The organism is Thalassobellus citreus, assembly GCF_044385915.1.
In the GTDB taxonomy this organism is placed as follows: domain Bacteria; phylum Bacteroidota; class Bacteroidia; order Flavobacteriales; family Flavobacteriaceae; genus Thalassobellus; species Thalassobellus citreus.
Genome location: NZ_JBISCC010000003.1, coordinates 1 through 241, shown reverse-complemented (window position 1 = coordinate 241; position 241 = coordinate 1). Strand labels below are relative to the sequence as shown.

General features: G+C 46.1%; 1 protein-coding gene. It reads right to left on the bottom strand.

What is annotated here, in order from left to right; all coding sequences use genetic code 11:
- Positions 1 to 241, bottom strand: a 241-nt coding sequence (locus ACH5TX_RS00015) for a collagen-like triple helix repeat-containing protein (RefSeq protein ID WP_439337523.1), incomplete at both ends; no start/stop codon positions are given.

Below are 241 nucleotides of genomic sequence, written 5' to 3'. Positions count from 1 at the left end.
TTTGCTAATGTATCTGAACCTTGAACTGTTACTCCTCCTCCATCTGCTCCTTGCTCACCCGTATCTCCTTTATCTCCTTTAGGACCTGTTGCTCCATCTACTCCGTCTAATCCTGCTACACCTTGTATCCCTTGTATTCCTTGATCACCGGTATCTCCTTTGTCACCTTTATCTCCTTTAGGACCTGTTGCTCCATCTGCTCCGTCTAATCCTGCTACACCTTGTATTCCCTGATCACCTT